14 protein-coding genes are annotated in these 11,682 nt (G+C 42.5%); 6 read left to right on the forward strand and 8 right to left on the reverse strand.

The features are described 5' to 3' along the window. Positions 1-121: 121 nt before the first annotated feature. From mltC to mutY, 3 genes are all read right to left on the reverse strand, one after another. Positions 122-1,195: a membrane-bound lytic murein transglycosylase MltC gene (mltC, locus tag AAC147_RS03000; protein ID WP_047685527.1), complete on the reverse strand. Its 1,074-nt coding sequence runs from the start codon at positions 1,193-1,195 to the stop codon at positions 122-124. A gap of 111 nt (positions 1,196-1,306) precedes the next feature. Beyond that, the gene (locus tag AAC147_RS03005; RefSeq protein ID WP_047685529.1) at positions 1,307-1,579 is read right to left on the reverse strand and encodes an oxidative damage protection protein; all 273 of its coding nucleotides are present in this window, start codon (positions 1,577-1,579) and stop codon (positions 1,307-1,309) included. A gap of 58 nt (positions 1,580-1,637) precedes the next feature. Then, positions 1,638-2,675 carry an A/G-specific adenine glycosylase gene (gene mutY, locus AAC147_RS03010; protein WP_197056422.1) on the reverse strand — a complete coding sequence of 346 codons (1,038 nt, stop codon included), beginning with the start codon at positions 2,673-2,675 and terminating at the stop codon, positions 1,638-1,640. Between the two features lie 259 nt (positions 2,676-2,934). Between mutY and trmB the strand changes: the two genes are divergently transcribed. The 5 genes from trmB (at position 2,935) to AAC147_RS03035 (ending at position 6,871) form a co-directional block, all read left to right on the forward strand. Next, on the forward strand, positions 2,935-3,654 hold the full coding sequence (gene trmB, locus AAC147_RS03015) for a tRNA (guanosine(46)-N7)-methyltransferase TrmB (protein ID WP_047685533.1): 720 nt from the start codon (positions 2,935-2,937) through the stop codon (positions 3,652-3,654). Next, entirely contained in the window at positions 3,654-3,980 is a 327-nt protein-coding gene (locus tag AAC147_RS03020; protein ID WP_047685535.1) for a YggL family protein, read from the forward strand. The genes trmB and AAC147_RS03020 overlap by 1 nt, the downstream gene beginning before the upstream one ends. Before the next feature lie 46 nt (positions 3,981-4,026). Continuing rightward, complete coding sequence (gene glsB / locus AAC147_RS03025) at positions 4,027-4,998, forward strand: glutaminase B (RefSeq protein ID WP_047685537.1); 972 nt, start codon at positions 4,027-4,029, stop codon at positions 4,996-4,998. Between the two features lie 80 nt (positions 4,999-5,078). Continuing rightward, a complete protein-coding gene (locus AAC147_RS03030; protein WP_047685539.1) occupies positions 5,079-5,801 on the forward strand; it encodes a DUF2884 family protein in 723 nt (240 codons plus the stop codon). Positions 5,802-5,926: 125 nt separating this feature from the next. After that, positions 5,927-6,871 (forward strand): siderophore ABC transporter substrate-binding protein, encoded by a 945-nt coding sequence (locus AAC147_RS03035; protein WP_047685541.1) that lies wholly within the window; start codon positions 5,927-5,929, stop codon positions 6,869-6,871. A 119-nt stretch (positions 6,872-6,990) separates the two neighbouring features. Here the strand turns inward: AAC147_RS03035 and hemW are convergent, their stop codons facing one another. From hemW to AAC147_RS03060, 5 genes are read right to left on the reverse strand one after another with little or no spacing between them, the layout of a single operon-like run. Continuing rightward, complete coding sequence (gene hemW, locus AAC147_RS03040; RefSeq protein WP_047685543.1) at positions 6,991-8,121, reverse strand: radical SAM family heme chaperone HemW; 1,131 nt, start codon at positions 8,119-8,121, stop codon at positions 6,991-6,993. After that, a complete protein-coding gene (gene rdgB / locus AAC147_RS03045) occupies positions 8,114-8,707 on the reverse strand; it encodes an RdgB/HAM1 family non-canonical purine NTP pyrophosphatase (protein ID WP_047685545.1) in 594 nt (197 codons plus the stop codon). The genes hemW and rdgB overlap by 8 nt, the downstream gene beginning before the upstream one ends. A gap of 25 nt (positions 8,708-8,732) precedes the next feature. Continuing rightward, entirely contained in the window at positions 8,733-9,299 is a 567-nt protein-coding gene (locus AAC147_RS03050; protein WP_047685547.1) for a YggT family protein, read from the reverse strand. Positions 9,300-9,332: 33 nt separating this feature from the next. Further along, the gene (gene proC / locus AAC147_RS03055; protein WP_047685549.1) at positions 9,333-10,154 is read right to left on the reverse strand and encodes a pyrroline-5-carboxylate reductase; all 822 of its coding nucleotides are present in this window, start codon (positions 10,152-10,154) and stop codon (positions 9,333-9,335) included. A gap of 26 nt (positions 10,155-10,180) precedes the next feature. Further along, positions 10,181-10,897 carry a YggS family pyridoxal phosphate-dependent enzyme gene (locus AAC147_RS03060; protein ID WP_047685551.1) on the reverse strand — a complete coding sequence of 239 codons (717 nt, stop codon included), beginning with the start codon at positions 10,895-10,897 and terminating at the stop codon, positions 10,181-10,183. Positions 10,898-10,919: 22 nt separating this feature from the next. Here AAC147_RS03060 and AAC147_RS03065 point away from each other — a divergent pair. Continuing rightward, the coding region (locus AAC147_RS03065) for a type IV pilus twitching motility protein PilT (RefSeq protein ID WP_047685553.1) at positions 10,920-11,682 on the forward strand (763 nt) is incomplete at its 3' end.

Below are 11,682 nucleotides of genomic sequence, written 5' to 3' on the forward strand. Positions count from 1 at the left end.
ATCCGTCAACGACTTTCTGCATAAATTTACTTAAGTGCTTTCAATTTGCTCAATTAGTTATAAATATAAACAAAGAGTGGAAAGATAAGCTCTTTTCCACTCTTTTATTTGTGGCGATTAATTATCGACGATAGCTTTTCTGTGCATTATTTACTTTCATCAAATAACGGCGTGATTCAGCTGATGGGTGTTTATTTGTCAGTGTCTCATAAACATCGCCTGGAGCCATTGAGTTAATTATCTGAGCAGCTTTCTTCTTATCACTGGAGAATACTCTTAATACACTGCCTGCACCACCGTTGTATGCTGTGATAACCGCATAGCGGCGAGAAGTTGCATTTTGGATTTCACCTAAATAGGTACTCTGCAATATCGCCAGATAGGCAGTGCCCGTATCAATGTTATTTGCCGGGTCAAAAAGATAATTGCGACTTGGTTGACCAGATTTACCCTGTAGCTTGAATACATCCTTTCCGGCAGTATGTTGGATGACTTGCATTAATCCCAGAGCATCAGCGTGGCTGACAGCGTAAGGGTTAAAACTGGATTCTGTTTGCATAATGGCTAGGATTAGTGATTCATCAACACCGTATTTAATAGACGCTTTGCGAATCATTGGCAGATATTTATGAGCTCGTTTGTCCAGATGGTTAGGAACTAACTGTATGGTGACAGACCAAATTATATGTAGACCTGATTGGCGTTTTTGCAATTTATTCTGGAGCAGGTAATTGGCAAAATGGTTTGCTCTCCATTCCCAGCGAATTGGTTCACCCGTGTTATCTAAAACTTGTCCATACAGAAATGGTTCTTTGCTAATTTCGATATCATTAGAATCAGAATAAAGATCGACAGAACCCGGATCATCACCCATTAACAATGTTGTTACAATCGCCTTACGTAAATGTTCAGTAGGATCAATAGGAGATATTGTTTCAATGGTGATCGTCCCCGCTTCAAAATTGATATGGCTGCGGGTTTTATATTTATCTGTATATTTTACGTAATCTTTAGGACCTGCGATTAAAACTTCTTGTAATCCCCAGATATTTTCAATGTCATGAGCGAATTGCCCCATTAAGATATCAAAGCCATTCGTGTCTTTTATATATTCTTCTTTGTATTCAAAATCTTGTTTACTAGAGCAGGAAATTAGAAATGGGGTGAGCAGAAATAGTGCCAGCAGTCTTTTCATTTTGCGATGCCGTTGGGTATTGATATGTTGTTAGAGGTTATTAAGGTAAATTCTCATTTATTGGGTGATTTTTAAATCCTGAATTCACCCAATAAATATAGATGCTAAAGATTATTTTTCTGGCGGAGTGTAACCGTCAATTTGAATATCTTTCCCTTCAAACAGGAATTTCACCATTTCTTGTTCAAGTAATTTTCGATCTTCTGGCTTCATAGTATTTAATTTCTTTTCATTAATCAGCATGGTTTGTTTGCTCATCCATTGTTGCCACGCCTCTTTAGAAATTTCATTAAAAATACGTTTACCCAGTTCCCCAGGGTAGAACTGAAAATCTTGGCCTTCGGCTTCTCGTTGCAAAAAAGTACAAAAAATCGTTCTGCTCATGCTAGATCCTCTAAATCCTCAAAATAATGGAATGGAGCAAAAAATAGTGAGACAAATTTTAGCCCAACTGCTGCAAAAGGTACTCAACGGGCGCAGCCAATCCAATTGCTGCTGGCTGGCGTAAGTTATACCAAAGTCCTTTACTTTCATCCATGCAGGAATCAAAAGATAAGATATCGATTTTAATAGGGACGATATCCAGATGAAAGTGACTGAATGTGTGGCGAAATGCTGTTAGCTGTTCAGGTTTGTTATGAGAAATACCCGATTCCTTCAGCCACAGTTCCAGTGAAGTTGCATCAGTAAATTGCGGGAATGCAAATAGTCCGCCCCAGATGCCAGATAGTGGGCGTTGTTCTAACCAAACTGTATCGCCATTCTGCATCAATAAAAAGTAAGCTGTTTTTTCAGGGATACTCTGTTTCGGTTTTTTTCCCGGATAGTTTGCCCAACTGTGGTTGGCATAAGCTATGCAACCTGTATTGAGAGGGCAAATTTCACATTTGGGTTTACTGCGGGTGCATACCATCGCTCCCAAATCCATCATCGCCTGATTAAAATATTCAACATCCTGTTTGGGAGTAACGCGGGTACTGATATCCCATAATTGATTTTCTACCTCTTTTTTTCCCGGCCAACCATCAACGGCATAGCAGCGAGCCAGAACGCGCTTAACATTGCCATCAAGGATAGGAAAGTGTTTTCCTTGAGAAAGTGAAAGGATGGCACCTGCGGTAGAGCGGCCAACACCGGGTAGAGCAACGACGTCATCAAAAGTAGTTGGGAATTTTCCATGATGCCGTTCAACAATTTGTTGAGCCGCTTTGTGCAAATTACGGGCTCGTGCGTAGTATCCCAGGCCAGTCCATAAATGCAAAACTTCATCCAATGGCGCTGCTGCCAATGATGCCACATCAGGAAAACGTGAAATAAATTTCTGGAAATAAGGTATCACTGTCGCGACCTGTGTTTGTTGCAGCATCACTTCTGAAAGCCAGACGTGATAGGATGTTTTTTCTAACTGCCACGGCAGGGTTTTGCGACCATAATGGTGATACCATTCAAGTACTGCTTGTGAAAATTGCTTTGCTTCCATCATTAGAATAATTGTCTTTATATCTGATAATAGTTTCGTGAACAGGATTGCAACATAGTGTAACCTCAGAGTAAACCCGAACTTTGTTTCGAAGCGCCACACAATTTAACATTAAAGTTGTGCTTACAGGCATCGAACTTGATAAACTCAGCCATCTTTGCATAATTGCGCTCTCTTTGGGCAATCCTGCGGTACATAACACCTCGGACGCCTGAGCAAATGCCTTTAAAACTGATAGAAAGTACCAATAGACAGTACCATGATAAATAACGTAATTTCACCGGAATATGATGAAAATGGCAGGGCTTTGCGCCGTGTCCGCAGTTTTGTACGTCGGCAGGGACGGTTAACCACTCGTCAGCAGCAAGCACTTGATAATGTGTGGTCGAAGATGGGAGTGGATTATCAGCCAGAATTGTACGATATGGCAGTACTGTTTGGTCGTGCTGCCCCTGTTGTGTTGGAAATTGGTTTTGGTATGGGGGCTTCTCTGGTCACGATGGCAAGTCAGAACCCAGAGAAAAATTTTTTCGGGATAGAGGTTCATGCTCCGGGAGTCGGGGCGTGTTTGGCTTCTGCACAAGATGAAAATCTCAGCAATCTGCGTGTGATGTGTCACGATGCTGTTGAAGTGCTGGAAAATATGATCCCGGAACAGAGTCTGGAAATGGTTCAGTTGTTCTTCCCTGATCCATGGCATAAAGCCCGCCATAACAAACGTCGAATTGTGCAGCCTGATTTTGCTCAACTGATCAGAAGTAAACTGAAAATTGGCGGTGTATTCCATATGGCGACGGACTGGCAGCCATATGCTGAACATATGTTAGAAGTTATGAGCGAAGCCGAAGGGTATCGCAATATATCGGAAAGTGGTGATTATGTACCACGCCCTGATTCACGCCCTGTGACGAAATTCGAGATGCGTGGTCATCGTTTAGGGCACGGTGTATGGGATCTAATGTTCGAGAGGGTAAAATAATGGCTAAAAATCGTAGTCGTCGTCTGCGTAAAAAACTGCGTATTGATGAGTTTCAGGAATTAGGTTTTTCAGTAAAGTGGAATTTCCCGGCCAATACCTCAGTTGAGGTTGTAGATAGCACAGTTGATGCTTTGATTGAAGAGTTAATCGAGCCGAATGGCCTTGCTCTGGATGCCAGCGGTTATTTGCAGTGGGAAGGTATGATCTGCTTGCAGAAAATCGGCAAATGTACCGAAGAGCATCGTCAGTTGGTTACTAATTGGTTAAAAGCTCGTGGTATGGAAGAGATTGTTACATCAGAATTATTTGATGTGTGGTGGGATTGATTCGCTGTTGTATTAAAAGTTGCGTTTTAAACAACAATGACGCTGTATGCAGGGGCTCTTTGTGAGCCCTTTTTTGTCTGGAGAAAAAGTGGTGAAGGTAAGGTTCTCTAATTCGTTATTGGCAGATATCTTAGATGAAGTACGCCCTTTGATTGGTCAAGGAAAAGTAGCAGATTACATTCCCGCTCTGGCAGAAGTTCCAGTAAATAATTTTGGGATGGCTATCTGTACGGTTGATGGACAGATTTTTAAAGCAGGAGATGCAGAAAAACGTTTCTCCATCCAATCTATTTCCAAGGTGTTAAGCCTGACATTGGCAATGACACGCTATAAGGAAGAAGACATCTGGCAACGGGTGGGTACAGAGCCTTCGGGGCAACCATTTAACTCATTAGTGCAGTTGGAATTGGAAAAAGGTATTCCCCGTAATCCCTTTATTAATGCAGGAGCATTAGTTATCTGTGACATGCTGCAATCACGTTTGAGTGCACCTAAGCATAGAATGCTGGAGTTTGTACGCAGCCTCACAGGGCAAAAAGCTATTGGCTATGATGATATTGTTGCCCGCTCAGAGATGGAGCATTCCAGCCGTAATGCCGCAATTGCTTACTTAATGAAGTCATTCGGTAATTTTGAAAATGATGTGCTCACTGTTCTGAAAACTTATTTTCAGTATTGCGCCCTGAAAATGAATTGTGTTGAGTTATCTCAGTGTTTTATTTACTTGGCTAACCAAGGGCGAATGATAGATTCTGGTCAGCAAATTTTAAGTCTCCGGCAAACCAGACAGATTAATGCCCTTATGTTGACGTGCGGTATGTATGATGGTTCAGGTGAATTTGCGTTCAGGATCGGTATGCCCGGAAAATCAGGTGTTGGCGGAGGAATTGTCTGTGTGGTTCCGGGAGAATTCACTGTTACAGTGTGGGCTCCTGAACTGGATCGTTCGGGCAACTCTCTGGCAGGTTGCGCAGCACTGGAAAAATTAGCCGAACGTATCGGGCGCTCTATTTTTTAATTTGAAACCTTAGCAGATAATTGCGGGAGCCCCATGATAATGAGTAAGGGATCGCAAAGCCGAGGATACCAGGAGAATGTATGTTACGAAAAATTGTGATTGCTGCATCGCTGTTATTTGTTGCTCAGGGGCAAGCGGGTTCAGAATGCCGGACGACACTTAAAGATGACATTATTGTTACACCAGAATCTGTCCAGATGATTGGCGAAAACGACAACCTGAAAATTCTGCCTGATGGCTCTGTGCTTCGCAATGGTAAAACATTATCACTGAATGTTGATCAACGCAGCAAAGCGAAACAATATCAGCAACTTATCCGTCAGGATTTGCCCTGGGTGAAGAAAGAGGCTTTAAGTCATTTAGCAGACGCGCGTCAGGCTCTGGATAAAGTTGTTGCTGAAACAATGGGAAAGGATAGCAATATTCGTGTCCGCTTGACCCAATTGGAATCTGGTCTGAATAAGCAAATTGATAAGGTACTGGAAACCCGCCCTAATGGCATTGCCTTCAATTATCAGGTAATCAAACAGGCAGAAACAGAAGGGCAGAACCTTATCCAACAGAGTTTGGGTGGTATTTTGCAGGACAGCATTAATGAAATGAGCCGTAATACGAGTAATCAGAATGGTGACGGCAAACAGATGCTAATGTCTCTCCTTGGTGGATTGGGGAGCGCACAAAATAGCTTTGATGCAGAATGGAAAAAACAGGAAAAAGAGCTGAAACGCTTTAGAGAAGAGGTGTGTAATAAAGCGGATAAGCTGGAACAGTTACGTATCAACCTATTGAATTCTATCAACTAAATCACAATATGGTTTATATCAAATAAGAATCAATATGAAATTGATTCTTATTTGATTGACATCCTATGTTTGGTCTCTAGAATGCAAATCATTTCCTTATTCACATGATTAATTCAGGTGCCACAATGAAAAAGATCCTGCCGATTGTTTTAGCTTCATTGTTTTCTGTCACTAGCCATTCCGCATTTAGCCAGCAATCCGTAACATTTACGCCAAATTCAGTAATGGCTCAGTCTGGTGAGTATGTCACAATAAAACATTTTTCCGGTGAAACTAAAGTTAAGAAAAACCCAGAAAGAGTGGTTTTATTTGATTTTGGTACTTACGATTCCATGGCAAAGTTAGGGTTAGCCGAACGTGTTGTTGCATTGCCTGAGGAAAGTTTGCCCGAATATGTGCGCAGTAGCGTATCTGAAAATATGCATGATGCCGGAGGAATGAAATCACCAGATTTGAAAAAATTGGCTGAAATCAAACCGGACTTGATTGTGATCACCGGGCGTCAGAGATCTTTTTATGATCGTTTATCGCAAATTGCACCAACTATAGATTTAAGTACGGACAGTAAAAACTACCTGCCATCTGTGGAAAGTAACATTAAGTTATTGGGTGAATTACTTAATAAACAGGATGCAGTGAAAACTCATTTGGCTGATTTGGAGAAAACCATTGCGGTAGCGCAGGAAAAAGCAAAATCGTCAAATAGTAAGGTATTGGTTTTACTGCACAATGCTGGTGAATTATATCCGAATAATCAAGCAATTGTTTACAATGTGGTAAAAACACAACGTGCAGAATTGCCACCTAAATCAGATAACGATAAGAGCCGCATTGTTACACCAGAAATGATTGCGCAGACAAATCCTGATGTGATTTTTATTATCGATCGCAGTAAAGCAATTGGGGCGGGGGAATTGACAAAAGCCCAGTTTGAAACTGAACAGGTGAAATCAACTAACGCCTATAAAAATGGCAAAATAGTCTATCTGCAATCTGATTTATGGTATCTGTCTGGTGGTGGGTTAGATAGTTTGACACGTCAGGTGAATGCTGTTGCTGATGCATTGTAACCATACACATTAATCTATTTTCTTACATGATCAAATAAGGCTGCTCCTTTGGTTTTTAGGTGCAGCCTTATTTTTATAAGACGGGTTTTACCAGAATGGTTTTCTACAAGAACGGCTTTCTACAGAAACAATTCCAACAGTGAATTCAGGAATAGTTTGCCGTGCTTAGTAATTTGCCAGTGCGTATCGTTTTCAGTGATATAGCCTTTCGCCAGCGCCTTATCGATTTGTGGACGGATAGCGTTTTCTGGTAGTCCAGTAAATTGGCTGAAATGTTGCCGTGGCATTGCTTCCAGCAGACGAAAACGATTCATGAAAAATTCAAATGGACGATCTTCATTATCCACCTGATTTTGTTGATCCAAATAACGTCCCTGCATATAGCCGCGCGGATGTTTGGTTTTCACCGTGCGCAGGATGTGCCCATCTGTAAACGAAATCTTTCCATGTGCACCACAGCCAATTCCCAGGTAATCGCCAAAACGCCAGTAATTGAGGTTATGCTGACATTGATAACCCGGTTTGGCATATGCTGATGTTTCATACTGCTGATAGCCTGCCGATGTTAATAATTGGTGACCTTGAGAGAAGATATCCCATAGTGCATCATCATCTGGCAGAATTGGTGGGCGAGAACCGAAACTGGTATTGGGTTCAATCGTCAACTGATACCAGGACAGATGGGGCGGAGAAAGTTCAATGGCCTGGCGCAAATCGCTCAGTGCTTCATTCAGTGTCTGGTTAGGCAAACCGTGCATCAAGTCAAGATTAAAACTACGTAATCCAAGCCCATCCGCCAATCGTGCCGCTCGTTTAGCTTCTTCCGGGCCATGGATGCGCCCTAAGCGGATGAGTTTGTCAGAGCCGAAACTTTGTACTCCTATTGAAATCCGGTTAATACCCGCTTGTTGATAGGCACTAAAACGATCAGCTTCAATGGTTCCCGGATTAGCTTCCATGGTAATTTCTGCTTGTGGGGAAAGTGGCAGTGAATCCCTTACTCCATCAAGTAATCGTTGCATTCCTTCAGCGCTTAGTAAGCTAGGTGTACCACCGCCGATAAAGATCGTCGATACCTCACGACCATCAACCATGGGGAGGTCATTACGTAAATCAGCCAGCAGATGTTCGACATATTCCTGATGTGGTACATCCCCCTTTAACGCATGTGAATTGAAATCACAATAAGGGCACTTCTGTACACACCAGGGAATATGAATATAGAGACTAAGTGGTGGTAATTTAAGCATTACGCATAGCTTCCAACAGCATTTTTAAGGCTTGTCCACGATGTGAAACAGCACTTTTTTGCTTACGACTCAGCTCTGCTGCTGTACAGCCAAATTCTGGTATATAAAAAATGGGATCATAACCAAAACCGCTGCTTCCGGCAGGCTCCCGGCTGATAACACCAGACCAGCGACCATGGAAAACCAGAGGAGTTGGATCTTCTGCATGACGTAAATAGACCAGAACGCAATTAAATTGTGCCTGGCGTTGTGCATCAGGGACATCGCGCATAGCTTCCAGCAATTTTTCCATATTATCTTGGTCGGAGGCATCAGTTCCCGCATAACGGGCTGAGTAGATGCCCGGAGCACCACCTAACACATTGACTGATAACCCTGAATCGTCAGCAATGGCGGGTAAACCTGTGACAGCAGCAGCATGGCGAGCTTTGATGATGGCATTTTCAACAAATGTCAGACCTGTTTCATCTGCCGAGTCCACGCCCAATTCAGTTTGGGCTACGATATCTAAACCAAAGTCAGCCAGCAAACCAGCCAGTTCACGTACTTTGCCTGCATTTCCCGTAGCGAGAACAACTTTCTGCATTGTTATTATCCAATTAACTTATTATTTATTGACCAATTAAGGCCGGAACTAACCACGCCAAAACATCATAACGGAGAGCGTTTAGTGCATACAGGATCAATATAACAATCATGGCTGAGAAATCGATCCCCCCCATTGCAGGGATAATTCGACGGATCGGTGCCATCAGCGGTTCTGTCAGTTGGAATAGAACATAATCAACAGGATTACGTCCCTGGCTGATCCAACTCAATAATGCGCGGACGATGACAAGCCAAAATACCAATTTTCCAGCGGCAGTAAGCAGTTCGATTAACCCAAGCAGGAATATCATGGCAGAAGGTAGTAAGAATTGTCCTGCTGCTAACCAGAAAGGGAGTAACATTTTGATAAGAACAAGCAAGTAAGCTAAAACAACTGAGGCTGAATCAATAGGGCCAATAGCGGGGATAACTCTACGCAATGGACGCACTACCGGTTGGGTGATTTTGACGATAAATTGTGAGAATGGATTATAAAAATCGCAACGCGCCCACTGCATCCAGACCCGAAGCAGTAAAACTGCGGTATATAAGTCCAGAACCGTAAAAAAGAGAAAGTTTAAGAATTGCATGTAGCAGCCCTGATTAAATTACATTTGATTGATTTAAAATAATTTTTCCATTTCCTGTGCCCGGCGGATTGCTCCTTGCATGGCTTGGGATACAATTTCCGGCAGATTGCTTTCGTAAAAAATACGTAATGCTTCAGCAGTTGTTCCCCCTTTAGATGTTACCTGTTCGCGCAGAAGAGAAAAAGGAAGTTCTGCCTGTGATTCAGCAAGTTTAGCTGAACCAATGGCCGTTTGCAGGACAAGTTCTCTGGCCGTCTGGCTGTCAAAGCCCAAACGTTCAGCTTCCTGCTGCATCGATTCCATAAACAGGAAGAAATAAGCCGGGGCACTTCCTGCGACCGCAATAATATTGTTGATATGATCCTCATTCTCAACCCTACAGACTTTACCGACACTATTCATCAATGATTCAGCAAATTGGCGATCAGACTCGTTGACCTGTTCAGGAGCGAACATTCCGCTGATCCCTTGCCCAATCAGAGCCGGGGTATTTGGCATGATACGGATAATATTGAGATTATCTTGCAGAAATAAGTAAAAGCGGGAAACAGGAATGCCGGCAGCAATGGAAAGAACGAGTTTTTGGTCGAAATTTACCTGTGAGCGCAAGGGACCACAAACTTCTTCCATCATTTGAGGCTTAACTGCTAGCACAACAACCTCTGCCTCTTGAGCATAGCGAATATTGTCACTTTGGCTGTTAACGCCATATTTTCCAGCCAAGACATCACGGCGAGTCGTACTTGGTGAGCAGACAGTGATAAGTTCGGCAGGATAACCTTTTTTGACCAATCCGGCGATGATGGCATGAGCCATATTTCCAGCACCGATGAAAGTGATTTTTTTATTTTCCATGAAGAATCACCTCGAATAATATCTGGTTAATTTTGTTCAGTTAATTTGGCAGAGCTATATTGGCGGGCACCGAAAATTGCTGTTCCAATGCGTACTAAAGTTGATCCGCAAGCGATAGCTGCTTCCATATCATCAGTCATTCCCATAGAAAGTGTATCTATTTGTGAATATTGTGCCTTTAATTTAATAAATGCTTGTTCCATTTGGCGAAAAACGTCTGTTTGTCGTTCAAAATCACTTTCTGGTGCAGGAATAGCCATCAAACCACGTAATACCAGATTAGGCAGAGAATTGATAATTGCTGCCAGTTCCTCCAGTTCTTCCAAAAGAATACCTGATTTACTGCTTTCCCCACTGATATTAATTTGGATCAGAACATTCAGTGGAGCCAGCCTTTTAGGCCGTTGTTCACTCAAGCGTTGGGCGATTTTCAAACGGTCAATGGTATGACACCAGTCAAAATGTTCGGCTACCAGACGGCTTTTATTAGACTGCAAAGGGCCTACAAAGTGCCACACTAAATCGTCGTGGTTAGCAAGCTGTTGAATTTTTTCAACGCCTTCCTGAACGTAATTCTCACCAAATTCCCGTTGACCTGTAACTATAGCTTTTGCGATAGCTTCCACAGGTTTGGTTTTACTGACTGCAAGTAACGTAATTTCTTCTGGAGAACGTCCGCATTTTTGAGCTGCAAGTATGATGTGGTTCCTGACATCGTGAAGATTTTGTTCAATATTGTGCATAAGAAACTCAGGAGATTAAAAAATGAATATGGAAAAATTAGTGGCCCTTAGTGTAAAGCATAATGCTTCCGATCTGCATCTTTGTGTCGGGCAAGTGCCAATTTTGCGCATCAATGATATGTTGTATCCGCAAACACAACTATCAGAAATTGATGGTGATTTCATTATGGCATGGAGCAAAGCCGTATTGCCTGAAGAACAGCAGCAACAGTTACAGATAATCGGGCATGTCGATTTTGTCGTAGAAATGCAGGATAAACGGCGGCTAAGAGGAAATCTGTTCTATCAACAAGATCATATTTCATTGGTGCTACGGTTAATTCCTGATAAGTGCCCGACATTGGAACAACTATATGCTCCAGAAGTTATCCAGCGCCTTATTTTACAGGAAGAAAATAATCTGACAGAAAATGGCTTGATATTAGTGACAGGAGCAACCGGAAGCGGTAAATCGACGACATTGTCAGCGATGATTAATGCTCTCAATAATCACGTCAGAAAACACATTGTCACGTTGGAAGACCCGATAGAATTTGTACACCGAAGCCGGAACTGTTTAATACAGCAAAGGCAAATCGGGAAAGACGTGCCAGATTATCAAACTGCATTAAAAGGGGCATTACGGCAAGATCCTGATGTAATCCTGCTAGGAGAATTGCGTGATAAGGAAACGATCCGGTTAGCATTGACAGCCGCTGAAACTGGGCACTTGGTTCTGTCAACATTACATACTCGCGGGGCAATTCAGGCCATAGATCGTCTGGTGGATAGATCGGAAGAGCACA

The organism is Xenorhabdus sp. NBAII XenSa04 (assembly GCF_963866145.1).
In the GTDB taxonomy this organism is placed as follows: Bacteria; Pseudomonadota; Gammaproteobacteria; order Enterobacterales; family Enterobacteriaceae; genus Xenorhabdus; species Xenorhabdus indica.

What these genes read in the sequence shown, in the direction of transcription:
- AAC147_RS03020 (WP_047685535.1), top strand. Translation starts at nt 3,654, where the DNA reads ATGGCTAAAAATCGTAGTCGTCGTCTGCGTAAAAAACTGCGTATTGAT.
- glsB (WP_047685537.1), top strand. Translation starts at nt 4,027, where the DNA reads ATGCAGGGGCTCTTTGTGAGCCCTTTTTTGTCTGGAGAAAAAGTGGTG.
- rdgB (WP_047685545.1), bottom strand. Translation starts at nt 8,707, where the DNA reads ATGCAGAAAGTTGTTCTCGCTACGGGAAATGCAGGCAAAGTACGTGAA.
- AAC147_RS03050 (WP_047685547.1), bottom strand. Translation starts at nt 9,299, where the DNA reads ATGCAATTCTTAAACTTTCTCTTTTTTACGGTTCTGGACTTATATACC.
- proC (WP_047685549.1), bottom strand. Translation starts at nt 10,154, where the DNA reads ATGGAAAATAAAAAAATCACTTTCATCGGTGCTGGAAATATGGCTCAT.
- AAC147_RS03030 (WP_047685539.1), top strand. Translation starts at nt 5,079, where the DNA reads ATGTTACGAAAAATTGTGATTGCTGCATCGCTGTTATTTGTTGCTCAG.
- hemW (WP_047685543.1), bottom strand. Translation starts at nt 8,121, where the DNA reads ATGCTTAAATTACCACCACTTAGTCTCTATATTCATATTCCCTGGTGT.
- AAC147_RS03005 (WP_047685529.1), bottom strand. Translation starts at nt 1,579, where the DNA reads ATGAGCAGAACGATTTTTTGTACTTTTTTGCAACGAGAAGCCGAAGGC.
- AAC147_RS03035 (WP_047685541.1), top strand. Translation starts at nt 5,927, where the DNA reads ATGAAAAAGATCCTGCCGATTGTTTTAGCTTCATTGTTTTCTGTCACT.
- mltC (WP_047685527.1), bottom strand. Translation starts at nt 1,195, where the DNA reads ATGAAAAGACTGCTGGCACTATTTCTGCTCACCCCATTTCTAATTTCC.
- AAC147_RS03060 (WP_047685551.1), bottom strand. Translation starts at nt 10,897, where the DNA reads ATGCACAATATTGAACAAAATCTTCACGATGTCAGGAACCACATCATA.
- trmB (WP_047685533.1), top strand. Translation starts at nt 2,935, where the DNA reads ATGATAAATAACGTAATTTCACCGGAATATGATGAAAATGGCAGGGCT.
- mutY (WP_197056422.1), bottom strand. Translation starts at nt 2,675, where the DNA reads ATGGAAGCAAAGCAATTTTCACAAGCAGTACTTGAATGGTATCACCAT.